Source organism: Mycolicibacter algericus DSM 45454, assembly GCF_002086455.1.
Taxonomy (GTDB): domain Bacteria; phylum Actinomycetota; class Actinomycetes; order Mycobacteriales; family Mycobacteriaceae; genus Mycobacterium; species Mycobacterium algericum.
The window spans coordinates 1-257 of record NZ_MVHC01000105.1; the positions used below are offsets into that span (position 1 = coordinate 1).

A 257-nucleotide genomic window follows, 5' to 3' on the forward strand; every position below is an offset into this window, starting at 1 on the left:
GACCGCAAAAAGGTCGCCACCGCGATGCGGACGATCTACACCGCGCCCACCGTCGATGGCGCTGAATTGGCCCTCAAGGAGTTCGATCAGCAATTCGGCGCCCAGTACCCGGGCGCGATCGACGTGTGGCGCAACGCCTGGCCGGAATTCGTTCCGTTCCTGGACTATCCGGTGGAGCTCCGCAAGATCGTCTACACCACCAACGCGATCGAGTCGATCAACTTCCAGCTGCGCAAAATCACCAAGAACCGGGGCCA

1 protein-coding gene is annotated in these 257 nt (G+C 61.5%); it reads left to right on the forward strand.

The window, feature by feature from the left end; all coding sequences use genetic code 11:
* The coding region (locus BST10_RS22310) for a transposase (protein ID WP_207567927.1) at positions 1-257 on the forward strand (257 nt) is incomplete at both ends.